Here is a 25,665-nt window from a genome sequence, read left to right on the forward strand (position 1 = left end):
GCGGGTCGGCAGGAGGACGGCCCGACGAGGGCCGACGGCCGCGCGTCAGGCGCGGCGACAGGCGGAAGGACCCAGCAGGTCCACGCCCGGAGGACGAGCGACGAGGTCCGCTCGGCTCAACAGCCCCGCACGGGTCGACAGAGCGCGCTGGCGACCAGGGACAGGTCGACGGCACGGCGCTCGGTCAGGTTCCACGCGCTCACGCGGGGGCTCTCCTCGGTGCGGGGTCGATGGCGCGCCCGGAGCGGGCGGCCGTTTCCTCCAACACGCTAACCCGCCGGATTCATCCCACCCAACGGTGAGGTCAGCGCTTGCGCTCCTGCCCCTGTGCCGCGAGCCCCACGCGCGAGTGGCTCCGGGAGTACCCGAAGTAGATCGCGAACCCGATCGCGAGCCACACCAGGAAGCGCAACCAGGTCTCCACCGGGAGGTTGAGCATCAGGTAGAAGCAGACCACCGCGGCGGCCGCGGGAAGGACCGGCACCCACGGCACCCGGAACGCGCGCGGGAGCTCGGGCCGGGTGCGCCGCAGCACGATCACGCCCACGCTGACCAGCACGAACGCCGAGAGCGTGCCGATGTTGACCATCTCCTCGAGCACGCCCACGGGGGTGAGCCCGGCGATCAGCGCCGTCACCACGGTGACGATCACGGTGATGACCCAGGGCGTGCGGAACGTGGGGTGGACCTTCGCCAGGACCGGAGGGAGCAGGTGGTCGCGGCTCATCGCGAACATGACGCGCGACGCGCCGATCATGAGCGTCAGCACCACCGTGGTGAGTCCGGCCACAGCACCCGCGGCGATGATCGTGGCCATCCACCCCTGCCCGTGGATCTCGAACGCGCGCGCGAGCGCGGCGTCCTTGGGCAGCTCGTCGTAGGACACCATGCCGGTGACCACCAGGGCGACCGCGCAGTACAGGACCGTGCAGATCGCGAGCGAGCCGAGGATGCCGATGGGCAGGTCCCGGCGCGGGTTGCGCGTCTCCTCGGCCGTCGTCGCGACCACGTCGAACCCGATGTAGGCGAAGAAGACCAGCGCCGCGCCCGCGAAGATCCCCCCGACGCCGAACGCGGACGGCTCGATCCCCAGCACCGCCTGCAGGAGCGGCTGCGTGAGCCCGTTCTTCGCCTCGGCCACCGAGGCGGGCGGGATGAACGGGTCGTAGTTCGCGGACGAGATGAACCCGATGCCCGCGACGATCACGAACAGGACGATGAACAGCTTGAGCCCGACGAGCGCGATGTTGACCCGCATCGACTCCTTGATGCCGAGCACCACGAGCACGCCGAGCACGAGCACCAGCAGCACCGCGGGCAGGTCGACCGTGCCGCCGTGGCTGATCGCCGCCGGCAACGTGATCCCGAGCTGGCCGAGGAACGTGCCCAGGTAGGAGCTCCAGCCCTGCGCGACGACGCTCGCCCCCAGGAACATCTCGAGCAGCAGGTCCCAGCCGACGATCCACGCGACCAGCTCGCCCATGCTCGCGTAGGAGAACGTGTACGCCGAGCCGGAGATCGGGATGCTGGACGCGAACTCGGCGTAGCACATGGCCGCGAGCGCGCAGCAGACGGCGGCGATGACGAAGGACAGCACGATCGACGGACCGGCGACGTCGTGCGCCGCCCGGCCCGTGAGCGTGAAGATGCCCGCACCGATGACGACGCCGACGCCGAACACGACGAGGTCGAACGCCGAGAGCGTCTTCTTGAGCTGGTACTCCGGCTCGTCCGCATCGGCGAGCGACTGCTCGATCGACTTGGTCCGCAGCATGCTCATGGCAGGTCCTTCCGCTCGCGGCCGACTGTCGGACAGTGTGGCCGACCGCGGCGGGGAGGCGCGCGGGCGGCGGGCGTCCTCTCACGGTGCGGACACCCTCGACGAGTCGCTACCGCGGGCCCGAGGACGGCCGGCCCGACGTTCGTCCCGCACACCGGGGCCGGGGCGCGTGCGCTTCGTCACGCCGCGGCCGAGCCGCCGGTCTGTGCACGACGACCGCGCGCCACCCCACCGCTGGTTAGGGTGACCGCGAGCCGACCACCACCCGCCCGGAAGGAGCCCGTCCATGGGGCTGTTCTCGCGCACGCCGCGCCCGGTGCCCGCCCCGGCGACGGAGCCCGTCACCCCGACCGACGCGGCGACCGGCACCGGTCGCGTGAGCCTCACGAAGGGCTCGCGGATCACGCTCACGAAGGCGGGTGCGGACCGGCCGCAGATCCAGGCGAGCAACGGCTGGACCGCCAAGGGCAAGGACTACGACCTCAAGGCGCTGGTCCGATACCACGACGGGCACGTCGTGTACGTGGGCGCGGCCAACGCCGACGAGGTGCTCGTGACGCCGGAGGGCGCGGTCCGCCACTCGGGCGACGCACGCGGACCGGGCGAGCTCGAGACCGTCACCATCACGTGGCACCCGGACGTCGCGGCGGTCGCGCTGTCGAGCTACTCGGCGCTCGAGAACGGCTTCGGCAGCTTCCGCAGGTACGGCGTGCACGTGGACGTCGTCAACGGGGACCAGGTGATCGGCCTGGCCGCGGAGGACTCGTCGGCCCGCTGGAACCAGTACACGCTGTGCTTCGGGGAGGTGCTGCTCAACCCCGACGAGACGTTCACCGTGGTCAACCTGGAGCTCTACTCGCACAAGAACTCCGAGCACCGCATCGGCTACGTCGACGGCGTGGTCACCATGGACGCCGGACCGCGGGGCCAGCGCAAGGCCTGACGGCTAAGGGGCGAGCAGCGCGGCCTTCGCGTGCGCGTACTCGTCGTCGCTGAGGTGCCCCTGCGTGTGCAGGCGCTGCAACCGCTCGAGCTGGTCCACGAGGCTCGCGGGCGCGGGGACCTCGATGGTCGTCGACCCGGGCGCGGGTGCCGGGGTGGCGCTCGGCGCGTGACGCTGCTCGTCGCGGGTCGCGACGAACCCGTCGCGTCCGGCCTTGACCGCGGCTCCGGCACCGGACGCGAGCGCCGCCGAGGTCTCGGCGGCCGCGGCCACCACCTCGCCGCTCTTGATCTTGATCGTCGCGCGCGTGACCTCACCGACGGGCAGCTTGTCCACGCCCCGGCCGATCGCGCCCCCGAGGTCACGCGCCAGCGGATACCGCGCGAGGCGCTCGGCCACGGGCGGCTTGCGGTTCTTCGTCATCGCTCTTCCTCTCGACCAGGCTGAGGCCAGCGTAGGTCCCGGCCGGGGTCGCAGGGGCGCGCCCGACTCACGAGCCAGCGAGCGCCTCGGCCGCCACCAGGCCGAGACCCGCGAGCGCCAGCACCGCGCACGTGAGCAGCCAGACGAGCCCGAGGCCCGATGCGGCGGCCCGGTCGTCGCCGGGTGCAGGTGGTGCCGCAGGCTCGGCCGACCGCCACCGCGCCCATGCGGCACCGATCAGCAGCGGCGCGGCGAGCACGGTCCGCCACGAGACGCCCAGCCACACCAGCTGCGTGACGCTCACGACGAGCGCCGCCACGGCGACCGGCAGCACCGCCGCGGTCTGGGCCGTCCGGTCGGCCCGGTCGGCGACGGACTCCTGGGCTGCACTCATGGGCCCCAGGATGCCGCACCGGCGCTCGGACGGACGAGGTCGCGCGCGGGCATATAGTGAACAGCGTGTCCATGAATGAGGAGCCGCCACGCCGGGGTCGCCCGCGCTCCCCCGAGCGCCGCCGGGCGGTGCTCGATGCCGCCGCCGAGCTCGCGCTGGGTAGCGGGAACCTGCCGACCGTCGACGCGATCGCCACGCGCGCCGGCGTGTCCCGGACCACGCTCTACAAGTGGTGGCCGTCGGCGGCCGCCGTGCTGCTCGAGGGACTGCTCGACCGCTTCCACGCGAGCATCGAGTTCGACGACGACCTGCCGGTGCGCACCGCGCTCGAGGCGCAGCTGGACACGCTCGTCCACCTGCTGCGCGACACCCCGGCGGGCCGGCTCCTGCGCCAGCTCATGGCCGCGTCGATCACGGACGCCGCGACCGCGACCGCACTGCTCGACCAGTGGCTCGAACCGCGCCGGCACGCAGCCGTGCACCACGTCGAGCGCGGCATCGCCTCGGGTGAGCTGCGCGCGGGAACGGACGCCGCGCTCGTCGTCGACGCGCTTTTCGCGCCCGCCTACCACAGGCTGGTCTGGGGGCACGCGCCGCTCGACGACGACCTCGCCGCACGCGTGTGCGCCCTGGTCTGGCCCGCGATCGCCACCTGACCCGAACGGTCACCCCACGCGGCGCACCCGGCCGCACCACCACCCACATCAGGGAGAGCTGCATGACCACCGTCGCGAAGAACATGGTCGACTCGCTCGTCGCCGCAGGCGTCAAGCGGGTCTACGGGATCCCCGGGGACTCCCTCAACGGGTTCACGGACGCGCTGCGCGACTCGGGCATCGACTGGGTGCACGTGCGGCACGAGGAGGCGGCGGCGTTCGCGGCAGGCGCCGAGGCGGCGCTCACGGGCGAGCTCGCGGTGTGCGTCGGGTCCTGCGGCCCGGGCAACCTCCACCTGATCAACGGCCTGTTCGACGCGCAGCGCTCGGGCGTGCCCGTGCTCGCGATCGCGGCGCACATCCCCACCTCCGAGATCGGCTCGGGGTACTTCCAGGAGACCCACCCGCAGGAGCTGTTCCGCGAGTGCTCGGTGTACGTCGAGTACGCCGCGTCGCCCGTGCAGATGCCGCGCGTGCTGCACACCGCGATGCGCGCCGCGGTCGAGCGCAAGGGCGTCGCGGTCGTCGTGATCCCCGGTGACGTCGCGCTCGCCGACGCGCAGGACGAGACCGTCGCAGCGATCCGCGCGACGACGCCGCGCATCGTGCCGTCCGACGACGAGCTGGCCGCGATGGCCGCGCTCCTGGACGGCTCGCAGCGCGTGACCATCCTGGCGGGTGCGGGTGCCGAGGGCGCGCACGCCGAGCTGCTCGCGCTCGCCGACACGCTCGGTGCGCCGATCGTGCACACGCTGCGCTCCAAGCAGTTCGTCGAGCACGACAACCCGTTCGACGTCGGCATGACCGGGCTGCTCGGGTTCGCGTCGGGGTACAAGGCCATGGAGTCGTGCGACACCCTGCTGATGCTCGGCACCGACTTCCCGTACCGGCCCTTCCTGCCGGAGAAGGCGAAGGTGGTGCAGGTGGACGTGCGGGGCGAGCGCCTGGGCCGCCGCACCCCGCTCGAGCTGGGCGTCGTCGGGGACGTGCGCGAGACGCTGCGCGGGCTCCTGCCCCTGCTGACCCGGCACGACGACCGGTCGCACCTGGAGGAGGCGGTCGCGCACTACGCCAAGACCCGCGCCAGGCTCGACGACCTCGCGACGCCGCGCAAGGGCGCCCAGCCGCTGCACCCGCAGTACGTGGCACGCCTGATCGACGAGATCGCGTCCGACGACGCGGTGTTCGTCCCGGACGTCGGCTCGCCCGTGATCTGGGCCGCGCGCTACCTCCGGATGAACGGCCGACGCCGGCTCATCGGCTCGTTCATCCACGGCTCGATGGCCAACGCGCTGCCGCAGGCGGTCGGCGCAGCGGCCGCGCACCCGGGCCGGCAGGTGGTGGCGCTGTCCGGCGACGGCGGCGTCGCGATGCTCCTGGGCGAGCTGCTCACCATCACGCAGAACAAGCTCCCGGTGAAGGTGGTCGTGTTCAACAACGCGTCCCTCAACTTCGTCGAGCTCGAGATGAAGGCGGCCGGGTTCGTCACCACCGCGACCGACCTGGAGAACCCGTCGCTCGCGGCGATCGCGGAGGCCGCCGGGCTCAAGGCGTTCCGGGTGGAGCGTTCGGACCAGCTGCGCGACGCGCTCGAGGCCGCGTTCGCGCACGACGGGCCGGCGTTCGTCGACGTGGTCACCGAACGCCAGGAGCTGACCATCCCGCCGTCCGTCAAGCTCGAGCAGGCCAAGGGCTTCGCGCTGTACGCGCTGCGCACGCTGCTGTCCGGACGCGGCGACGAGCTGCTCGACCTGACCCGCGCGAACCTGCGCCAGGTGTTCTGAGCCGCCCGCCTCACCGCGCGAGGAGCGCGGTCAGCAGGTAGGAACGTCAGGCATGGCGACGATCGGGTTCCACCACTCGCACGAGCAGGTCCACCCCGCCGGGCTCCTGGCGGCCGCGCAGCACGCCGAGCAGGTCGGGTTCGACGCGGGCATGTGCTCCGACCACTTCGCGCCCTGGAGCGTGACGCAGGGCCACTCGGGCTTCGCCTGGAGCTGGCTGGGGGCCGCGCTCGCGACGACGAGCCTGCCGTTCGGCGTGGTCAATGCGCCCGGCCAGCGCTACCACCCGGCGATCATCGCGCAGGCCGCCGCGACGCTCGCCGCGATGTTCCCCGGCCGGTTCTGGGTCGCGCTCGGCTCGGGCGAGAACCTCAACGAGCACGTCACGGGTGACGCCTGGCCGCGCAAGCAGGTGCGTGACGCGCGGCTGCGCGAGTGCGTCGACGTCATCCGCGCCCTGCTCGCGGGCGAGGAGGTCTCGCACGACGGCCTGGTCCGCGTCGACCGCGCCAAGCTGTGGACGCTGCCCGACGAGCCCCCGCTGCTCGTCGGACCCGCGGTCACTCCCGCGACCGCCGCGTCGCACGCCGCCTGGGCCGATGGCCTCGTCACGGTCAACCAGCACCCCGACCGGCTGCGCGAGGTCGTGCGTGCCTACCGCGACGCGGGCGGGCGCGGCACCGCGGCGCTGCAGGTGCACGTCGCATGGGCGCCGGACGCGGACGAGGCGCTCGCGATGGCCCGGGAGCAGTGGGGTGTGCAGGTGTTCGGCCCGCCCCTGGCGTGGGACCTGGACCTGCCCGAGTCCTTCGACTCGCTCGCGCCGCACGTGTCCGACGACGCCGTGCGCGCGTCGGTGCTCGTCGAGCACGACCCGGCGCGCCTGCGGGACCGCCTCGCCGACCTCGTCGGGATCGGGTTCGACGCCGTGTACGTCCACCAGGTGGCCACCGACCCCCGCCCGTCGCAGGACAAGCACGCGAGCGCCGCACCGACCGCGACGCACGTCTCCGCCACGCTCGGCCGGTTCCTCGACATGGCCGGCGAGCACGTGCTGCCGGGCCTGCGGGAGGTGCTCGGATGAGGATCCGCGAGACCGGCGAGCTGTGGTGGAAGACCGCGGTGATCTACTGCCTGGACGTCGAGACGTTCATGGACTGGGACGACGACGGGATCGGGGACCTGGAGGGCCTCGTCCAGCGCATCGACCACCTGGCCGACCTGGGCGTCACGTGCCTGTGGCTCATGCCGTTCTACCCGACGGCCGACCGTGACGACGGCTACGACATCACCGACTTCCTGGGCGTCGACCCCCGCCTGGGAGACCTGGGCGACCTGGTGCGGCTCATCCGCACCGCGCAGGACCGCGGCATCCGCGTGATCGCCGACCTCGTCGTGAACCACACCAGCGCGCAGCACCCGTGGTTCAAGGCCGCGCGACGCAGCACGTCCTCGCCGTACCGCGACTACTACGTGTGGCGTTCCACGCCGCCACCCGACACGAGCGACCAGGTGGTCTTCCCCGACCAGGAGGACAGCATCTGGACGCTCGACGAGGCGAGCGGTGAGTACTACCGGCACCGGTTCTACCGCCACCAGCCCGACCTCAACACCGCCAACCCGGCCGTGCGCGACGAGATCGCCAAGACCGTGGGCTTCTGGACGCAGCTCGGGCTGTCCGGCTTCCGCGTCGACGCCGTCCCGTTCTTCCTGAGCGACACCGCCAAGCACCCCGGCGACGACATCACCGACCCGCACGACTACCTGCGGGACCTGCGTGCGTTCCTGCACCGCCGCCGCGGCGACGCCATCCTCATGGGCGAGGTCAACCTCCCGTACGACGAGCAGCGCCTGTACTTCGGGGACAGCGACGGCGACGGCACGTCCGACGGCGACGAGCTCACGCTGCAGTTCGACTTCGTCGGGATGCAGCAGCTGTACCTGGCGCTCGCCCGCCAGGACGCGGGCCCGATCGCCGACGCGCTGCGGGCCCGGCCCGCGATCCCCCGTGACGCGCAGTGGGCGACGTTCGTGCGCAACCATGACGAGCTCACGCTGGACAAGCTGTCCGACGACGAGCGCGCCGAGGTGTTCGCCGCGTTCGGACCCGACCCCGACATGCAGCTGTACGGCCGCGGCCTGCGGCGCCGGCTGCCCCCGATGCTGGCGGGAGACCCCCGGCGCATCCGGATGGTCTACTCGCTGCTGTTCTCCCTGCCCGGCACGCCCGTGCTGTTCTACGGCGAGGAGATCGGCATGGGCGAGAACCTGGCCGTCGAGGGCCGCATGGCGGTGCGCACCCCCATGCAGTGGAGCGACGCGCGCAACGGCGGCTTCAGCCGAGCGGCCCCGTCGCGCCTGCCCGGGCCCGTCGTCGAGGGCGGGTACGGCCCCGAGCACGTCAACGTCGCCGACCAGCGCCGCGACCCCGACGCGCTGCTGTCCTTCGTCGGGACGCTCGTGCGGCGCTACCGCGAGAGCCCCGAGCTCGGCTGGGCGGAATGCGCGGAGATCCTCGACCAGCCGCACCCCGGCGTGCTCGCACACCGGTGCACGTGGGAGGACGGGTCCATGGTCGCGGTGCACAACCTCACCGACCAGGCCGTCACGGTCCCGCTCACGCTGGCCGACCTCAAGCACGACGACGATGCGCCCGCCCGGCTCGTCGACCTGCTGCAGGACGGCGCGTGCGACGTCGACGGCCGCGGCCGCGTCTCGCTCGAGCTGCCCGCCTACGGCTATCGCTGGCTGCGCGTGGTGCACGCCGACGACCGCCGCATGGTCTGAGCGACCCGTGCGCCCCTGTTCGGTTGTCCACACCCCCGCGGACAATCCCCTGTGCGCCGCGCCCTGAATGGGTAGTTTCTCCCCCATGCGCCGGAGACTCGCCCGCACCGCCGCGGCCCTGGTCTGTCTGATCGCCCTCGGTGCCTGCACCTCCGAGCCGTCGGAGGTCCCGCCGAGTGCCACTCCGTCGCCGACGGCCACCGCCTCCGCCACCCCATCACCGACTCCGGCTCCGAGCCCGACACCCTCGACCGCACCCACCTCCGGCCCGGACCAGGACGTGACCCGGCCGCCCACGCCGCCCGCCGCACTCGACGGCCCGGCCACCGAGGACAACGCGGTCCTTGTGGCGAAGTACTTCGTCGCGCTGTTCCCTTATGTGACGTCCACTGGCGACCTCCAGGTATGGGACCGCATGAGTGGAAGGACGTGCCACTACTGCGCCAACGTCCGCGACATCGTGACGAAGCTGTTCGATGCCGACCAGCGCTCCGTGGGCGGTGCCGACGACATCGGCTTCGGCTCAGCTTCACGCATCAGCGCGGACTCATTCGTTGCCGCGATCGATCTGGTGCAGCATCCGTCCCGCACCGTTGACAGGCAGGACCGCGTCATCGAGACCTTCCCAGACACGCTCGTGCTCCGAGCCCACGTCGAGCTGAGTTGGACGGGAAGTCGCTGGCGGATCGACGGCTTGGAAATGCAGCGAATGGGAACGCAATGAGGCGGACAGCGCTCACCGCACTCACGCTCGTGACGGCGTTAGTGGCCGCGAGCCCTGCGCTGGCTATTCAGCAGGACACCGACGGCGACCAGATCACCCTGAGTGACACATTCAAGCGGCATCAGGAGTACCGCAGGTACCAGGCGCTGGGTGTCGCTCCAGAGCAGCGCCTCATCGAGTTCGTTCACGCTCCGCTCTGCAATGTCGACAGCCGGTTCCTCGAGCCGGGGATCGATGGGAACTGCGAACCTCCCAATGGCACCGTGAACCTCCCCGGGTGTGGCGACGACGAGCCGGTCGAACCGCTGTGGCGTCGAACGCGCACGAGCCCCGACGCCGAGTGGACGCGCTGGGACCAGTACATCGGCTGGATCTGCCCCGACGACCTGCTGCCTCCGTTCACCGAGCAGGACTTCCGGAGCCTGACCATCGCCTCGCCCGAGGCGCACCGACAGCCCGCGACGGGCGACGTGCTCGTCAACAAGCCCCTGATCGTCTACACCGAGCCGGACGTCGAGCGCAGGTTCCGCACCAGCCTGTTCGGGTACGGCATCGACGTCGTCGCGACGCCGCTGGAGTACACGTGGGACTTCGGCGACGGGACCGAGCTGACGACGACGTCCCCAGGTGCGCCCTACCCGTCGTTCGAGCTGACGCACGACTACCGCGCCCCGGGCGCGGCGACCGTCACGCTGACGACCAGCTGGGAGGGCCAGTACCGCGTCGACGAGGACCCCGACGGCGAGTGGCGGGACATCGACGGGACGGCAGTCACCACGGTCGCGCTCGACCCGTTCGAGGTGGTCGAGCTGCGCACCCGTCTGACGGACGGCCGGCGCTGACCGGTCACGGGACGCCAGCCATGCACGTCGGAGGCCGTGCCTAGACTCGCCCCTCGTGACCACCCGGACGTTCGCGCGCGGCTCCCACCTGGGCGAGGACGGTCTGACGCTCGGGCTGGCACCGGCGCTGACACCGGGCGGTGTCGTCGACGACCCGAGCTTCTTCCACGGGTTCGCCGCGCACCCCCAGGTGCTGGCCCGTGGACTGCTCACGCTCGCGGACGTGACGGCGACGCGGTACTTCCAGTTCACGCCGACGTCGCAGCGCGATCCGGTGCTCACGGCTCACGGCGACCGGCTGCGCGCCGAGTGCTTCTCGGCGTGCAACAGCGTCTACGCGCGACTCGACCTGCTGCCGGACTCGTTCGACTCGGGCCGGATGAGCCACGGGACCACCAACGTGGACATCGGTCTGGCCACCCGCGCGGCGCTCGCGCGGGTCGGCCGGGACCGGCTGCTCCACCTCGACGTGGGCTCCGACGGGCTGACGCTCTCGAGCCCCACGGACACGATCGCGGAGCGGCCCGTGCAGATGCCGGGGCGCTGGGTGCGCGCGCTGGGCAACGTCGCGCAGCTGCACCACGCGCTGGCGCCCGGGTTCACGGTGGGCACGGCGGCCGCGCGCGCGTTCGTCGCAGCGCTGCCTGCGGCGACGGCCACCCACCGTACGGGCTGGCTCGTCGCGGACCGGTCCGGCGTACGTGTCTCCTCCCGTGCGGCGCCGGGCGGGGTGCACGTCGCGGGACTGCACCGGCTGAGCGCCGCCAAGCGCCTGCTCCCCCACGTCGCGGGGCTCACCATGCACGGCGGTGCGGAGCCGGGCCCGGTCGCGGTGGAGCTGGCGCTGCCGGGCGCACGGCTGGTGCTCGGGCTGACCGACGAGGCGTGGCGCGGCCACTCCGGCGAGGGCGCGCTGCTCGCGGCGCTCGCCGGCGCCACGGTCGCGGAGGACGCCGACCTGGTGAGCGCGCTCCTGGCGTTCGAGCCCGTGATCGACATCCCCGCACTCGCGCGCGCGGCCGCGCTCGACGAGCACCGGGTGCGCGATGCGCTCGCAGTGCTGGCGGCCGACGGGCGGGTCGGGTGGGACGCACACGACGCGGCGTGGTTCCACCGCGAGCTCCCGCACGATCCCGAGCGGGTGGACAAGGACAACCCGCGGCTGGTCGCGGCACGCAGGCTCGTCGCGGACGGCGCGGCGACCCCGACCGCAGGCGGGTGGTCGGTCCGGCGTCAGCGCGGCGACGGCCCCGAGCACCGGGTCACGCACGGCGACGCGGGTCCGCGCTGCACCTGCACCTGGTACCTCACGCACGGCCGTGGTCGCGGCCCGTGCGCGCACGTCCTGGCCGTCCAGATCCTCACGGAGGACCCCGCATGACCGTCACCCCCCGCCTCGCCGCCGCGGTCGAGGTGTTCCGGGAGCTCGGCTGGACGCAGGCGTCACCGGACGACGTGGCGACGTTGCCCGCGGGCACCCCCGAGCAGCAGCGCACCGCGCGCGACGGCCTGGCCACGGGCGAGTGGGGCGAGTGGGGCCGGACCGGGCCGAACACGTACGGCTGGATCAGCTGGGTGGACGTGGACCGGGACATGCTCGGGGCGTTCGCGGTGCGGGTGGGGGTCGACGCGCGCCAAGCGGCCCGCGTCCTGCCGGGCACGGAACGCCTGTCCGACGAGCAGGCCACACGACTCCTGGCGACGCGCGGACCCCGGTTCGCCGAGCAGTTCGTCGAGGCGGCCTGCCGGTCCAACCGACGCGCGTGGGAGCACGCGACCAGCGCGCACGCGGGCGCCGCGGTGCGGCTCGTGGACCTGCACGACCTGCCCGTGCCCCGCAACGTCGAGTACCTCAAGGACTGGTCGGTCTACGCGCTCGGCGCGCTCACCGGTGAGGGCGAGCTGTTCCCGCAGAGCCGCGGCTGGTGCGAGCCCGCGGTGGTCACGCGGCGGCTGGCCGAGCACGTGCGCGCCGGCATCGAGGTGGGCTGCCCCGCCACCGGGCCGTTCGGTGCGGTGGTCCCGGAGGCCGTGGCCCGTGGTCTGCTCCCCCGCGACGAGACGCTGGCCCTGGTGCTGACGGCGCTCGACGCCGCTCAGCGGCCCGGGGACCGGACCGTGTGGGTGCGCGTGCTGACCGGTCCGCTGGCGCTGACGGACGACGAGCTGCTGGCGCACGCCGATGCGTTCGTCACGGTCCTGGCGCACGGCGACGGGCCCGTCGTCGAGCTGCTGGCGCCGCGGCTGATCCGCCTGGCGCCGCAGGACGTCCTCGGCGACGTGCTCGCCGTGACGCTGCCGACCCGCACGAAGAAGCTGGTCCGCGTGCTGCTCGGTGCCGCGGCCGAGCGCGCGCGACCCGCCGACCACGTGGTCGAGGCCGTCGCGCCGCTGGTCCTGCCGCACGTCACGGGGACGGACCGGCAGCTCGCGCGTGCGGCGCGGACCCTCGCCGATGCGTGGGCCATGGAGCCTGGCCCGGACAGCGCGCCCGACGACGAGGCACGTGGCCTGTGGCGGCCCACCCCGCCGCTCTGGACCGTGCCGCGCCTGGAGCTCGGTCCCGTGACCGCGGAGGCGCTGACGGCGTCGGCCGCGGCGCTCACCGGACGGCCGGAGGGGGTCGTCGACGTCGAGGTGGAGCGGTTCCTCGCGCTCGCCAACGCGGTGGCGCGCGACGACGTCGCCGCGGCACGCACCGCGCTCGGCGGCGTGCGCCACGGCTGGGTGGGCGGCCTGCGGTGCGTCCCGGAGTGGGTCGCCGGCGAGCCCAACCGCCTGCTCGACCGGCCCGCCAACCCCGCGTACACCGACGCGCGCGCCACGGTGTGGGGCCCGGCCGAGGCGCGGGAGGCCGCCGTGATGCAGCGGCTCGGAGAGGCGCCGGTGCTGCTGTCCACGCCCACGTGGGTGGACCTGAGGATCGACCCGGCGGACCTCGTCGACCGCCTGCGTGAGTACCGGGCGGCGGGCGCCACCGTGAGCGAGGGTGACCTGTACCTGGCGCTCACGCGCAGCGACCCGACGCTCGCGACGCCCGAGGTGCTCGAGGCGCTCGTCGGGCTGACCGTGCCCGTCGTGCTGCAGTCGGGCAGCACCGCACCCGTCACCGCCGGACCGGCCGTGCGCGACTACCTCCTCGACCCGCTGGTCGAGCCCCCGCTCGAGGTCACCGAGTCGTGGCGGCAGTGGTCGCCGGCCGCACGGGCCGTGCCCGCGTCGCTCGGGTGGCTGCCCGCACGCATCGACGCCGAGAGCCGCTTCGACTTCCCCGGTCTCGACGAGGTGCCGACGTGGGGCGACGCGGCCGCCACCCACCTCGGCCACTCCGAGTCGGCCGAGATCGGACTGCTCCTGCGACAGGCCGTCCGTCGCGCCACGCCGCTGCCCCCGGGCCTCGCGGTCAACCTCATCGGCGCGCAGCGCGTCTTCCACCACGCCGCCGCACCCGACGGCACCGCCGCGGTCCACGAGGCATGGGAGCGGGGTCTGCTGCGTCCGGGCGTTCCCGACGTGCGCCTCCTGGACTGGCGCGAGACGCCGTCGAACCTGGCCGCCCTGGCCCGCGCGTGCGACGAGCTCGCCGCCGAGGGCCTGCTCTCGGTGGTCTGGCCGGTGCTCGACGGCGTCCTCACCGCGAGCCTGCGCGCACCCCGCATGCTCGCCGGCACCGCCGAGGTGGTCGAGGCCATGCAACGGCTCCTGCCGGAGGTCCGGGCCGCCGTCGCGGGCGACCTGGCCGGTCCCGCCGCGCTCGCCCTTCCCGGTGCGCGCGCGCTCGCCGAGCGCGCCGGTTCCTCCCGCGCGGTCACCGCCGCGCGCGCCCTCGTCGCGCAGCTCCCGGCCCTGCCTCCCACTCCCGAGACCGCTCCCGAGACCGCCCCCGCAGAGGTGCCCGCACCCGCGCCGGCGACCGGACGGTCGTTCGACGAGATCTGGCCCGCCGGGGCCGGCAGCGCGCCCGCCGTCGACGACGGTGCCGTGCTCACCGCGCAGTGGGCCGACACCTCGGGCAAGCAGCTGGCCCTCGACCTCACGCTGCCGCACGAGCCGCACGGCCCGTTCCGCGTGATCAAAGGCTGGTTCTACGACCTGGAGCACGAGGGCCAGTGCGCCGCGGTGGCGCTCCCGGTGCCCGAGGGCGCGCGCGGTGCGCAGGCGTGGCTGCGCTGGGACGCCGACGCGGGCCGGCTCGTCGTGTCCTCGCAGCGCAACTGGCGCGGCGGAACGGACGGCCCGTTGGACGGCGGGCCGGTCGCCCCGCTGACCACCTCGATGGTCGCCGCGGTGCTGGCGAGCCTGTGCCACGCCGACGGCGGGACCTACCACCAGCACCACCTGGTGACGTCCGGGCTGTTCGGCTCGGCGGCCGTCGCGGCCGCGATGCGCGCGCTGCTGCCCCACCCGGACGTCAGCCCGGCCCGGATGGTCAAGCTGCTCGAGAGCGACCCGACCACGTTGCCAGTGCTGTGGCCCGTCCTGGCCGAGTCCGTCCGCCACGCCGCCGAGCTCCCCGGCGCGGCTCCGCGGTGGCTCAACCGTGTGCTGGACGTGACGCTGCTGCACGCGGCCGCGTTGCGCACCGCGGCCGACCGCGCCCTGATCCCTGCCGCTGCCGCCGCGTGGCCCGGACTCGCCGCGCTCGCCGCCCGCCCCGGGTCCTCGGCGGTCCCCCGCAAGGCCCGCACGCTCGTCGCCGCGCTGCTGGACACCGATCGCGGTACGCCGATCGACGCTGCCGGCGCCGCAGCGCGCGCCTCGGGGTAGGCGCCGGCCGCCGGGCGAGCCGGCGACGGTGCCCTGCTCGGCGCCTGACCAGCGCGGCGATCACTGCCGGCCACCCGGTGAGCACCGTCGATCGTCGGCGGATGTCGCTCCTCGTCGAGCTCGCGTGTCAACCCCCGAACGGGCGATATCCAGCCACCCGGAGTGCGGGCCGCCCGGACCGCGCCTAGCGTCGGCGGGGTGCTGGGACATGTGGACTCGCCTCCGACGGCCCCCTCGTCGGACGTACCGGAGCCGATCGTCTTCGACGGTCGCTACCGGCTCGATGGCGTGCTCGGCCACGGCGGCATGGCGACGGTCCACCGCGCTCACGACCTGCTCCTGGAGCGCGACGTCGCCCTCAAGGTGTTCCCCGTGAGCCACGGCGAGGACGAGCTCATGCGCAACCGCGCCGAGGTGCGCGTGCTCGCGGCGCTCAGCCACCCCGCGCTGGTCATGCTGTACGACGCAGGCGCCGAGCAGCGGCCCGACGGCGGCCAGCAGGACTACCTGGTCATGGAGCTGGTAGGCGGCCCCACCCTGTCCCAGCGGCTGCGCCGCGCCCCGCTCGGCCGCGCCCAGGCCGCCCGCGTGGGCCGTGACCTCGCCGAGGCGCTCGCCGTGGTGCACGCGCAGGACGTGATCCACCGCGACATCAAGCCGGGCAACATCCTGCTCACGGGTCCGGACGCGCTCGAGGCCGACGAGGCGGGCGGACCTGCGGTCAAGCTCGCCGACTTCGGCATCGCGCGTCTGATCGACGGCACCCGGCTGACGAAGACCGGCCAGACGCTCGGCACGGTGCTCTACCTGAGCCCCGAGCAGGCCCGCGGGGAGGCGCTGACACCGTCGAGCGACATCTACTCGCTCGGTCTCGTGCTCATCGAGTGCCTCACCGGGGTGCCCGCCTTCCCGGGCACCACCACCGAGTCCGCGGTCGCACGCCTGGTCTCCCCGCCGCGCATCCCGGACGACATCGATCCCGAGATAGCGGCGCTGCTGACGCGGATGACGCTCATGGCGCCCGACGAGCGCCCGAGCGCCGACGAGGTCGCGGTCGCCCTCGCGCCGCTCACCTCGCCGGACCGCACGCTCGACCTCTCTGCCGTCGCCGCACCTCCCACCGAGCCACAGCCCACCGAGGCGCAGCCCACCGAAGCCGCCCCCGCGGCCCCTGCGCAGGGTAGGAGCCGCTGGCGCCATCCGCGCCGCGCGCTGCTGTCCGCCGGTGCCGCCCTGGCGCTGACCGCGGGCGGTCTGCTCGTCACGCAGCAGGTGGCGGCCTCGGACGTGCCGTCCGACGCGCCGTCGTACCCCGCAGTGGACGGGCGTCTCGGCGACGCACTGACCGAGCTGCAGAAGAGCGTGCAGCCATGAGGCGCCTGCGCACCACCCTCGCCGCGTTCGGCCTCGCGATCGCGCTCCTCGGAGCGTCAGGCTGCGGAAGCACCACCGAGCTCGCGGCGGAACGCGGCCGCACGCTCCAGGCATCGGTGCTCGCGGTCACGCAGGCCGCCGCCCAGGGCCACTGGCGCGAGGCTTCGACCCTCCTCGCGTCCACGCGGGCGCTTCTCGACGCGGGCGTCGAGCAGGGTGAGGTCTCGGCGGTGCGGTACCGCGCGATCGACGCGGCCCTCGACGACGTCGAGGCGGAGCTGGCCGCCGCACGCCAGCGCGCTGCCGCGGCCAAGGCCGCCGCCGCGGTTAAGGAGACAGCCCCGGCCGACGACGCGACGCCGACGCAGCAGACCACGACGCAGCCGGTCGTCCAGGAGAAGGACGCGCCGGCGAAGCCCGACGACCAGCCCAAGAAGCCCAAAAAGCCCAAGGACCCCGGCAAGGCCGTGCCGCCGGACAAGCCCAGCGGCGGCAAGGGCAAGAAGGCGCCGCGCCACGCCAGCCGCGGGTGAGCACCCCGCGCCCAGAATGCACGGAGGCACTCCCGTCGGCGGACCGTCAGGTGAATGATGGCGGGTAGATCCCCGACCCGAGGAGGGCTCGATGACCACGAAGACCCACGCTCGTCGCCGTGGCGGTCCCGGCGACGTCGTCCGTGCCGTCGGCCTGGCGCTGGCCGTCACCGCGGTGGTCAAGGAGCTGCGCACGCCCAAGGAGAACCGCACCTGGCACGGCGTGGTGCTCGGGTTCGTGCCCTACGAGCTCCGCCCGCCGACTCTCACCCGGTTCCGCGAGCGCGTCTGGGCCCCGGACGACGAGCACCTGATCGGCCCGCGCGTGTTCGGCGTCGGGTGGACGCTCAACCTCGGGCGCCTCTACGCGCTGGCGCGCGAAGCCGCGGACAAGGACTGACCCACGCGCCCTCGGAGAAGCGCTAGACCGCGCACTCGCAGACGAGGTTGTACTCGACCACGATCTCGTCGTCCTGCGCCCACGCCTCGGCCTCGGCGCGCGACCCGAACGTCCGGCCCGCCAGCCGGCCGTTGGCCATCAGCACGCTGAACTCGATCTGCTCCCGCGGGTCCGCCCATCCGCTCATGGCGCCATCATCACCCGCTCGGGCGTCCCCCGTCACGTGGGTCATGCGCGCCGCCCCACGTGCCGATGACGGAGCATGGGTCTCGTCGACGCGTCGATCCGCTGGTTCCACGGGACCCGTGGACTGCTCGCACTCACCCTCGCCGTCATGGCGGTCAGCGTCTTCGCGGCGCTCCGCTGGTCGGTGAACCCGCACGCCTCTGCCCTGCCCTGGCTCGTGGTCGGCACGCTCCTGGCCGTCCTGTCCGGGCTGACGGTGGTGCTGCCCGAGCGGGCGTGGGTCCGGCCCGTGATCCTCGCACTGGCGATCGTCGGGCTCGGGGTGCTCCTGGCCGCGTGCCGGACGGCCGAGGGTCTGGTCTCGATCTCGCTCGCGCTGATCACCGCCGCGCAGCTCGCTGCGTTCGCCTTCCCGGCGCCGCAGGCGATCCCGCTCGTCGGGCTCGCCCTCGCGACGATCACCGCCGGCATGGCGGCCACCTCAGCCGAGTTCCACCCGATGACCTGGGTCGCCGTCATGGTGATGACGGCCGCCTCGACGTCGTTGCTGGGCTACGTGACGCACCGGCTGCGTCACCACGCGACCACCGACGACCTCACCGGAGCGCTCGCCCGCCGGAAGCTGCTGGAGCGCCTGGCGACGCTGCTGCACGAGTCCCGACGCACGGGAGCAGCGCTCGCGGTCGTCTCCGCGGACGTCGACGACTTCAAACTGATCAACGACACGCAGGGCCACCTCGCCGGCGACGAGGTGCTCGGATCGCTCGTGGCGACCTGGCGCTCGACGAGGCAGGGCGCCGCACCGGTGATCGGACGAGTCGGCGGCGACGAGTTCATCGTGGTGCTGCCGGGATACGACGAGGCCCGCGCGGCCGACTGGGTCGCCCGCGCGCAGTCAGCCTCGACGGCGCCGTGGAGCGCCGGCATCGCCGTCGCGGACCGGAGCGACTCCCTGTCGGACCTCCTGCACCGCGCCGACGTCTCGCTCTACGAGGCCAAGCGCTCCCGCGCCAGGGATCCGGAACCGGAGGGCCGCCCGGCAACGCCGCACGCTCCGCCGGTCTGAGCGCCCCGGCGTGCTCGCACGCGGTCCACACCGTCGGTCAGCGCATGCGCCAGACGCCAGAAGGCAGCCGCTCGCGTCGACGAGTGGCTGCCTTCTGAGCAGTACGACCGCCATTTCTGCAAGTCGCTGAGGTGGAGGTGGCGGGAATCGAACCCGCGTCCGATGACGTGGAACCAGGGCTTCTCCGGGTGCAGTCCGTGATGGATTTTCTCGGCCCCCACCACTCCCACGGACGGGAAGGTGGACGGGCTCAGTCAGCTAGAAGTCCCGGTCCTCACACTGACGATGAGGACCAGCAGTGGCTCCCTAGATGACGCCAGGGACTAAGCCGGAAGCGTGCTTAGGCTGACGGACTTCGGGACTCGCTCAGGCGGCGAGGGCGAAGTCGGTGCGCTTGGAATCGGCACCTATGGGTTTGCGCGGAGCGTTAACGAGATAACCGTGCGTCCTCGACCCGCTTCTCCTGGCTCGACGATCACCGTCGAAACCGATCACCCCCGTGTGCATTTATCAACCGCCCGGACCTGGCCGCAGCCGTGCCGGGCGGGGTCCAGACTACCCGTCCAACGCGGGCGGCGTCGCGGTGATTCCCTCGACGCTGTCAGTGGGCGGGTCTAGCGTCCCGGACATGACGGACACACCGGACAGACCCAGCTTCGACGGCACGGACCTGCGGGGGGCGCGCTTCACGAGCGTCGACCTCACGGACGCGGTGTTCCGACGAGTGCGCCTGCGCGGCGCGCACATCCGCGGCGCAGACCTGGAGAACGTGCGCATGGAGGGCGTCGAGATGTTCGACGTCACGATCGAGGGTGACGTCCGGAACCTCACGATCAACGGCGTGGAGGTGACGGGCTACATCTCCGACGAGCTGGACCGCCGGGAACCCGATCGCCTGCTGCTGCGCCCGACGACGGCCGAGGGCTACCGGACCGCGTGGGACCTGCTGGAGCGCCGGTGGGCGGAGACGGTCGAGCGGGCGCGCGCGCTGGGGCCCGAGCGCCTGCACGAGTCGGTGGACGGTGAGTGGTCGTTCGTCGAGACGCAGCGCCACCTGCTGTTCGTCACGGACGCCTGGGTGCGGCGCGGCATCCTGCGCGAGCCGGAGCCGTGGCACCCGCTCGACCTGCCGTGGGACGAGATGCCGGAGAAGCCGGGCATCCCCCGCGACCGCGCGGTGCGCCCGAGCCTCGACGAGGTGCTCGTGCCGCGCGCGGAGCGTCAGCGCATCGTCCGGGAGCTGGTCGCGGGCCTCACGGACGAGCGGCTCGACGAGGAGATCGAGCCCTTGGGCGGTGACTCCTGGCCGCCGGTGCACGTCTTCAAGGTGCGCGAGTGCCTGGACGTGCTCATCGAGGAGGAGTGGTGGCACCGGAGGTTCGCCGAACGCGACCTGGCGGTGCTCACGGGCGCCGCGACCGCCTGAGGGTCCGGCCGACCGGGCACCGCGCGCTGCTGCGGCGCCCTGGCACGTCGGCCACCAGGGGTGCAACGCCCGCAGTCAGGGCTGGCGCGCGTCAGTCGCAGGGCGCCGGCTCGTCGCGCGGCGGGCGGGGCGGGTCGGTGGCGGCGCGCAGCTCGGGCCAGGCGTGGACCGACGGCGGCCGCACCTCGGACCAGTGCACGACCGTGGTCAGCGTGGTGCCGAACACCGCGAAGTACCAGGCCCGCTCGGTCGCGGTGAGCGTGCGGTCCGGCATGCGCAGCCGGCGCAGCGTCCAGTCGGGTCCGTGCGGCCCGTCGGTCGCATACACCGTGAGGTAGCCCCGCGCCTCGAGGTCCCTGACCACGGCCGGGATGCGGCCCCCGCGACGCCGCAGCACCGAGTTGCGCACGATCATCACCAGGCCGAGCAGCACGATCACGCCCACGGCGGCGACCCCCGCCCAGGCGGACGTGCCGATGCCGTCGGCGGTGGTGGCGAGCAGCCCGTCGATGGTCCCGAAGTCCGGTGAACCACCGCTGACCAGCAGGTTCGTGTGCATGGCGCAGTCCCGTCCGCCGAGTCTCGTCGAGAGCCCCCACCCCGGCATCGAGGAACCTAACGCCGCATGAACCCCGGCCGCAGCGCGTGCGCACAGACGTCACCCGCGCCGGTGCACGATTGCCCACCTGGGGGTGAACGGTTGCCGCCGGTACTCAGGCGGGCGCGTCCTCGACCAGGTCGTCGCGCAGCGCCGCGGGGTCGGCGACCGTGGCGGACACCAGCTGCAGCACCGCCATGTCGGCACGCGGATCGCTCACCAGCACCGACGCGAGCGACCGGCGGCCGGAGACGGGATCGGTCACGACGATCGTCGTCGCGCCGGCCACCACGTGCCGGTGCGTCACCGCGATGCCGTCGGCCGTGACAGCCAACGCGGTACCGGTCACGGACCCGGCGGCACCACGCGCCGCGACCTCGAGCACACCGGCGGTCGGGTCGGCCGCCGCCAGCCCGGGCCACGACGGCGCGACGAGCGGCTGCCGCGCACCGTGCGCGCTCGCCGCGGCCGCCGCCGTTCCGGCGGGTCCGACGACGCTCGCACCGACGGCGAGGGCCGCCCCGATCGCGAGACCGCGCCGCCGCCCCCGGGTGCGTCCGGGTGCCTGCTCGGCCGGCTCGGCCTGTGACGCGCCCGGCCCGGTCAGGGCTTCGGTCACGTCGTCCTGTCGTGCGGTCGGTCCGGCGTCGTCGCGGGCAGCCATCGTCGTACCCCTCCTCCCGACGCCGGGCGGCGTCGCTCCGGGACCACACAAGTCCCTCCGCCCGCACAACGACTGAGAGCTCCTTGGGAGTTCCATGGGAATCCCGTGACGTGCTCCGGACCCGACGCTCAGAGATCGGGAGCGCACACCCCGCGGCCCAGCTGGGCCAGCCCGTACGCGTCGCCGCCGCTGTACGCGGCGACGTCGGGTGACCAGAAGGGGTTCATCACCTGGCTGGGGTCCTCGACGTGTGCCAGGCCCAGCGCATGCGCCAGCTCGTGCCTCAGGACGGTCACGTACGCGGGAGACCCGTCGGTCATGGCCTGTCCGACGAGTGTGGTGTCCAGCCATACGGCCCCCGTGACGGTGACCAGCAGACCGTCGCCCCGGTCCACGTTGACGGGGCCGCCCAGTCCGGCGACGTCGCCCTCCAGGTCCGCGACGTCCTGCTCGTCCGCGAACCGGATGAGCAGCGGCGCCCACCGGCCCGGGTAGCGGCTCGGCTGGTACGGCAGCCGGTCGGTGCTCGACGTCTCCGTGGTGACGCCGTCGGACACGAACCGCAGACCCGTCACAGCCGAGGCCTCCGCCACCACGTCCGCGACCTGCGCAGCGAACCCGTCGGGCGCACCGTCGGTGTTCACGACGAAATGGACCGGCCGGCACGGCGACCATCCCACGGGTGCGACGCGGCCGTCCGGCAGCTCCTGCGTGTCGAGGAACGCGAAGGGCTCCCCGGTCGGCGCCAGTCGCATGGGCGCACCGAGTGGCTCGGCTGCCTCCTCGACGCCGGCCGGAGGCCCGTTCAGGATCGTCGTCGTCCCGCCCCAGCCGGTCCCGTACGCGAGCGCGCCCTCCGCGAGAGCACCCGGGAGGTCGTCGAGCGCGGGGCTGTTCAGCTGCTCGTACCCGCGCACGGCCAGGACGCCGATCGCGAGCACGGCGCACGTGGTCGCGAGGATGGTCCGTGTCCGCTCCCACCCCCTGCGCGCATGGATCGGCGCCAGACGGCGGAGCCGGGCCGGCGGCGCGACGTAGCTGGGCGGCCCGTCGCGGTCGATCCCGAAGGTGCGCACGCGGGGTGCACGGTCGCGCCGGCGCATGCGCCGGTGGAGCCAGCGCTCGTCCTGCGCCGCCGACGTGTCGTACGCGTCGGTGCGGAACGGAGCGGGCGTCGTCTCCCGGCCCTGCGCCTCGTCGATCACCCACTGCGGGATCCGACCCGTGGGTGAGCGCGGCAGGTCGTCGTGGGACACGCGGTGGCATCGGCACTTCACGCGCTCGGGTGAAGCCCCTGCACGCCGCCGCTGCCGATGTCACCCGGTTGGTCCAGGATGAGCCCATGCGCCTGCCCGTGATGCCGCCGGTCGCCCCCATGCTCGCCAGGTCGGTCAAGGACATCCCCGACGTGGGGCACGTCGAACCCAAGTGGGACGGCTTCCGCACGATCGTGTTCCGCGACGGCGACGAGGTGGAGCTCGGCAGCCGCAACGAGAAGCCGCTGACGCGCTACTTCCCGGAGCTGGTCGAGCAGATCAAGGCCCACACACCGGACCGCTGCGTGCTCGACGGCGAGATCGTCATCGTCGAGGGCGACCACCTGGCCTGGGACGCGCTCACGAACCGCATCCACCCCGCGGCGTCGCGCGTGCGGCTCCTCGCGGAGCAGACCCCCGCGAGCCTCGTCGCGTTCGACCTCCTGGCCCTGGGCGACGAGGACCTGATGGGTGCTCCGCTGCGGGACCGGCGCCGACGGCTCGTGGACGCGCTCGGCGAGGCGCACTCCCCCGTCCACGTCACACCCGCCACGGCGGACATGGACGAGGCGCACCGCTGGTTCACGCAGTTCGAGGGCGCGGGCCTGGACGGCGTCGTCGCCAAGCCGCTGGACGGCACGTACCAGCCGGACAAGCGCGCGATGTTCAAGGTCAAGCACGAGCGCACCGCCGACTGCGTGGTCGCCGGGTTCCGGTGGCACAAGACCGGCGGGATCCTCGGCAGCCTGCTGCTGGGCCTGTGGGACGACGAGGGGCACCTCCAGCACGTGGGCGTCGCGGCGTCGTTCCCCATGGCGCGGCGTGCGGCGCTCATCGAGGAGCTCGCGCCGCTGCGGACCGACGTGGGCGACCACCCCTGGGCGCAGTGGGCGGACAGCGACGCGCACGCGGGCAACCGGCTGCCGGGCGCGGTCAGCCGCTGGAACGCGACCAAGGACCTCAGCTTCGAGCCGCTGCGCCCCGAGCTGGTGGTCGAGGTGGCCTACGACCACATGGAGGGGACGCGCTTCCGGCACACCGCGCAGTTCCGGCGGTGGCGCCCGGACCGGGACCCGGCCACGTGCACGTACGCGCAGCTCGAGACACCCGTGCGGTTCGACCTCGCGGACGTCCTGGGCGGCTGAGCCTCAGCGGTCGCGGCGCTCGCGCATCGCGCGCTGCGACTCCATGTTGTCCTGCCGCTCGCGCAGCGCCTGACGCTTGTCCCAGTCCTTCTTGCCGCGCGCGAGGGCGATCTCGACCTTGGCGCGGCCGTCGAGGAAGTACAGCGCGAGCGGGACGATCGTCTGGCCCTTCTCGCGTGTCTTCGCCGCGAGACGGTCGATCTCGTCGCGGTGCAGCAGCAGCTTGCGCTTGCGGCGCGGCGCGTGGTTGGTCCACGTGCCCTGCGCGTACTCGGGGATGTGCACGCCGTGCAGCCACGCCTCGCCGGCCTCGATCTCGCACCAGCCGTCGACGAGCGACGCGCGGCCGAGCCGCAGCGCCTTGACCTCGGTGCCGGTGAGCATGACGCCGGCCTCGAAGACGTCCTCGATCGTGTAGTCGTGGCGGGCCTTGCGGTTGGCGGCCACGAGCTTGCGCCCGGAGTCCTTGGCCACCGCGCACCCCTCCTCGTCGTCGTCGCGGCCTGGCCCACCCCACGGGGCGTCCGGCCACGCGCGCACGCGAGCCGTGCGCCGGACGAGCCTACCTGGCGGCGCCGGTGGACTCCCGTGGATAACCGGGCGTCACAGCGGCAGGTACGGCCGGGGGTTGGTCGTCGCGCCGTTGAAGTACACCTCGAAGTGCAGGTGGCACGCGCCCGAGATGCCCGTGTTGCCGGCCCGCGCGATCAGCTGCCCGGCCTTCACCTTGGTACCGGGCGCCACGACGAACGACGACAGGTGGTTGTAGCTCGTCGCGAGCGTCCGCCCGTTGACGTCGTTGTGCGCGATCATCACCTGGTTGCCCCAGCCGTACCGGTACTGCGTCCACAGCACCGTGCCGGAGCGCGCGGCGTACACGTCGTTGCCGCAGTAGTCGCGCAGGTCGATACCCGCGTGCAGCCGCCAGTAGCGCAGCACGGGGTGGAACCGCATGCCGTACTCGGACGTGACGTAGATCGGCTTGGTCTGCGTGGGGTTGACGAACAGCGTGCCCGACGAGGACGGCGGGTCGGCCGGGTCGTCGGGACGGTCCTTGTCGCGCTCACGCTGGTCCCGGATCGCGTCGTTGAGGTCGTCCTCGATCCGGTCGGCCTCGCGGTTGATCTTGGCGAGCTGCTCGGTGATCTCGCCCTTCTTGGCCACCAGCTGCTGCTGCTTGGCCTGCTGCTCGGCCTGCAGGCCCTCGAGCTTGGTCTTGGCGCGGGCCGCGGCCTCCTTGGCCGCCTTGGCCTCGTCGACCTTGCCCTGCGCCTGCTCGCGCAGCTCACCGATCCGGCCCTGCACCGCGGTCAGGCGTTCGGCGGAGTTGCGGTTGCCGGACTCGGTGGCCTGCAGGTCGTCCAGCACCTGTGCGCGCGTGCGCAGCGCCATGCTGACCAGGTCGGCCCGCTCGATGAAGTCCTCGCTCGAGTCGGCGTCCAGGATCATGCTGACGCTCGAGACGTCGCCGCCGCCCCGGTACGCCTCACGCGCCATCTGGCCGATCGCCTCGCGCATGCGCGTCGCCTCGTCGGAGTCGGCCTCCATGGTGGTCTCGAGGTCCGCGGCCTGCTCCTGCGCGTCCTCGAGCCGGCCGGTGACCAGCGCGAGCTCACGCTTGGCCTTGGCGAACGTCGCGTTCGCCTCCTCGAGCGCCAGGCGCGCGGCGGGCAGCTGGGCCTGGATCTCCAGCAGGCGGTCGGAGACCGCGCCGAGCTCGCCCTCGAGGCCCTCCATGGCCTCCTCAGCGTCCGCCCGCTCGCGCTCGTTCTTGGCCTGCTCGCGCTCGGCGGCCTCGCGTCGGTCGTCGATCGCGTCGCCCATCGCGGGCGTCGCGGCGAACGCCAGACCGGCTAGCAGCGCGGCGACCGTGAGGGTCGCGGTTCGTCGGGACACGCGTCGGGGAACGGACAGCAT

General features: G+C 73.3%; 24 protein-coding genes and 1 other RNA gene. 15 read left to right on the top strand and 10 right to left on the bottom strand.

Annotation, left to right across the window (positions count from 1 at the left end; all coding sequences use genetic code 11):
• Positions 1-304: 304 nt before the first annotated feature.
• Positions 305-1,780, bottom strand: a complete 1,476-nt coding sequence (locus CELGI_RS11535) for an amino acid permease (protein ID WP_013884302.1) — start codon at positions 1,778-1,780, stop codon at positions 305-307.
• A 286-nt stretch (positions 1,781-2,066) separates the two neighbouring features.
• Between CELGI_RS11535 and CELGI_RS11540 the strand changes: the two genes are divergently transcribed.
• Positions 2,067-2,723, top strand: coding sequence for a TerD family protein (locus CELGI_RS11540; protein WP_013884303.1), 657 nt, complete (start codon positions 2,067-2,069; stop codon positions 2,721-2,723).
• Between the two features lie 3 nt (positions 2,724-2,726).
• Here the strand turns inward: CELGI_RS11540 and CELGI_RS11545 are convergent, their stop codons facing one another.
• Entirely contained in the window at positions 2,727-3,146 is a 420-nt protein-coding gene (locus tag CELGI_RS11545; protein WP_013884304.1) for an SHOCT domain-containing protein, read from the bottom strand.
• 67 nt (positions 3,147-3,213) lie between these two features.
• Positions 3,214-3,540 (bottom strand): hypothetical protein, encoded by a 327-nt coding sequence (locus CELGI_RS11550; RefSeq protein ID WP_013884305.1) that lies wholly within the window; start codon positions 3,538-3,540, stop codon positions 3,214-3,216.
• A 71-nt stretch (positions 3,541-3,611) separates the two neighbouring features.
• Here CELGI_RS11550 and CELGI_RS11555 point away from each other — a divergent pair, with 71 nt between their 5' ends.
• The 11 genes from CELGI_RS11555 to CELGI_RS11605 all read left to right on the top strand — a co-directional run bounded on the left by CELGI_RS11555 (position 3,612) and on the right by CELGI_RS11605 (position 17,407).
• A complete protein-coding gene (locus CELGI_RS11555; protein ID WP_013884306.1) occupies positions 3,612-4,196 on the top strand; it encodes a TetR/AcrR family transcriptional regulator in 585 nt (194 codons plus the stop codon).
• Between the two features lie 62 nt (positions 4,197-4,258).
• Positions 4,259-5,980 carry a ubiquinone-dependent pyruvate dehydrogenase gene (gene poxB / locus CELGI_RS11560; RefSeq protein ID WP_013884307.1) on the top strand — a complete coding sequence of 574 codons (1,722 nt, stop codon included), beginning with the start codon at positions 4,259-4,261 and terminating at the stop codon, positions 5,978-5,980.
• Positions 5,981-6,032: 52 nt separating this feature from the next.
• Positions 6,033-7,064, top strand: a complete 1,032-nt coding sequence (locus CELGI_RS11565) for a TIGR03885 family FMN-dependent LLM class oxidoreductase (RefSeq protein ID WP_013884308.1) — start codon at positions 6,033-6,035, stop codon at positions 7,062-7,064.
• Entirely contained in the window at positions 7,061-8,767 is a 1,707-nt protein-coding gene (locus CELGI_RS11570; protein WP_013884309.1) for an alpha-amylase family protein, read from the top strand. Before CELGI_RS11565 ends, CELGI_RS11570 begins: the two co-directional genes overlap by 4 nt.
• Before the next feature lie 280 nt (positions 8,768-9,047).
• Positions 9,048-9,491, top strand: a complete 444-nt coding sequence (locus tag CELGI_RS11575; RefSeq protein ID WP_013884310.1) for a hypothetical protein — start codon at positions 9,048-9,050, stop codon at positions 9,489-9,491.
• 263 nt (positions 9,492-9,754) lie between these two features.
• Complete coding sequence (locus CELGI_RS11580; RefSeq protein WP_049785561.1) at positions 9,755-10,333, top strand: PKD domain-containing protein; 579 nt, start codon at positions 9,755-9,757, stop codon at positions 10,331-10,333.
• Between the two features lie 55 nt (positions 10,334-10,388).
• Positions 10,389-11,714 carry a hypothetical protein gene (locus CELGI_RS11585; RefSeq protein ID WP_013884312.1) on the top strand — a complete coding sequence of 442 codons (1,326 nt, stop codon included), beginning with the start codon at positions 10,389-10,391 and terminating at the stop codon, positions 11,712-11,714.
• Entirely contained in the window at positions 11,711-15,100 is a 3,390-nt protein-coding gene (locus CELGI_RS11590) for a DUF7824 domain-containing protein (protein WP_013884313.1), read from the top strand. Before CELGI_RS11585 ends, CELGI_RS11590 begins: the two co-directional genes overlap by 4 nt.
• A gap of 198 nt (positions 15,101-15,298) precedes the next feature.
• The gene (locus CELGI_RS11595) at positions 15,299-16,474 is read left to right on the top strand and encodes a serine/threonine-protein kinase (protein WP_013884314.1); all 1,176 of its coding nucleotides are present in this window, start codon (positions 15,299-15,301) and stop codon (positions 16,472-16,474) included.
• Positions 16,471-17,007 carry a hypothetical protein gene (locus CELGI_RS11600; protein WP_013884315.1) on the top strand — a complete coding sequence of 179 codons (537 nt, stop codon included), beginning with the start codon at positions 16,471-16,473 and terminating at the stop codon, positions 17,005-17,007. The genes CELGI_RS11595 and CELGI_RS11600 overlap by 4 nt, the downstream gene beginning before the upstream one ends.
• 91 nt (positions 17,008-17,098) lie before the next feature.
• Positions 17,099-17,407, top strand: a complete 309-nt coding sequence (locus CELGI_RS11605) for a DUF5808 domain-containing protein (RefSeq protein WP_013884316.1) — start codon at positions 17,099-17,101, stop codon at positions 17,405-17,407.
• A 22-nt stretch (positions 17,408-17,429) separates the two neighbouring features.
• On the opposite strand, the gene CELGI_RS17385 is transcribed toward CELGI_RS11605, so the two are convergent.
• Positions 17,430-17,594 (bottom strand): hypothetical protein, encoded by a 165-nt coding sequence (locus CELGI_RS17385; RefSeq protein WP_169315151.1) that lies wholly within the window; start codon positions 17,592-17,594, stop codon positions 17,430-17,432.
• A gap of 147 nt (positions 17,595-17,741) precedes the next feature.
• Between CELGI_RS17385 and CELGI_RS16565 the strand changes: the two genes are divergently transcribed.
• The gene (locus CELGI_RS16565; RefSeq protein WP_169315152.1) at positions 17,742-18,659 is read left to right on the top strand and encodes a GGDEF domain-containing protein; all 918 of its coding nucleotides are present in this window, start codon (positions 17,742-17,744) and stop codon (positions 18,657-18,659) included.
• A gap of 129 nt (positions 18,660-18,788) precedes the next feature.
• Here the strand turns inward: CELGI_RS16565 and ssrA are convergent.
• Positions 18,789-19,158: a transfer-messenger RNA gene (gene ssrA, locus CELGI_RS16770) on the bottom strand.
• Between the two features lie 129 nt (positions 19,159-19,287).
• Between ssrA and CELGI_RS11615 the strand changes: the two genes are divergently transcribed.
• Complete coding sequence (locus tag CELGI_RS11615; RefSeq protein WP_041574186.1) at positions 19,288-20,085, top strand: DinB family protein; 798 nt, start codon at positions 19,288-19,290, stop codon at positions 20,083-20,085.
• A 91-nt stretch (positions 20,086-20,176) separates the two neighbouring features.
• Here the strand turns inward: CELGI_RS11615 and CELGI_RS11620 are convergent, their stop codons facing one another.
• From CELGI_RS11620 to CELGI_RS16570, 3 genes are all read right to left on the bottom strand, one after another.
• Positions 20,177-20,644 carry a hypothetical protein gene (locus CELGI_RS11620; protein WP_013884320.1) on the bottom strand — a complete coding sequence of 156 codons (468 nt, stop codon included), beginning with the start codon at positions 20,642-20,644 and terminating at the stop codon, positions 20,177-20,179.
• A gap of 154 nt (positions 20,645-20,798) precedes the next feature.
• Positions 20,799-21,347, bottom strand: coding sequence for a Do family serine endopeptidase (locus tag CELGI_RS11625; RefSeq protein WP_013884321.1), 549 nt, complete (start codon positions 21,345-21,347; stop codon positions 20,799-20,801).
• Between the two features lie 128 nt (positions 21,348-21,475).
• Entirely contained in the window at positions 21,476-22,603 is a 1,128-nt protein-coding gene (locus tag CELGI_RS16570) for a matrixin family metalloprotease (protein ID WP_013884322.1), read from the bottom strand.
• 86 nt (positions 22,604-22,689) lie between these two features.
• On the opposite strand from CELGI_RS16570, the gene CELGI_RS11635 reads away from it, so the two are divergent.
• A complete protein-coding gene (locus tag CELGI_RS11635; RefSeq protein WP_013884323.1) occupies positions 22,690-23,748 on the top strand; it encodes an ATP-dependent DNA ligase in 1,059 nt (352 codons plus the stop codon).
• Between the two features lie 3 nt (positions 23,749-23,751).
• Here CELGI_RS11635 and smpB read toward each other — a convergent pair whose 3' ends face one another.
• A complete protein-coding gene (smpB, locus tag CELGI_RS11640; RefSeq protein ID WP_013884324.1) occupies positions 23,752-24,222 on the bottom strand; it encodes an SsrA-binding protein SmpB in 471 nt (156 codons plus the stop codon).
• Positions 24,223-24,351: 129 nt separating this feature from the next.
• A complete protein-coding gene (locus CELGI_RS11645; RefSeq protein ID WP_013884325.1) occupies positions 24,352-25,665 on the bottom strand; it encodes a M23 family metallopeptidase in 1,314 nt (437 codons plus the stop codon).

Origin of the sequence: Cellulomonas gilvus ATCC 13127 (genome assembly GCF_000218545.1) — a bacterium.
Lineage (GTDB): Bacteria > Actinomycetota > Actinomycetes > Actinomycetales > Cellulomonadaceae > Cellulomonas > Cellulomonas gilvus.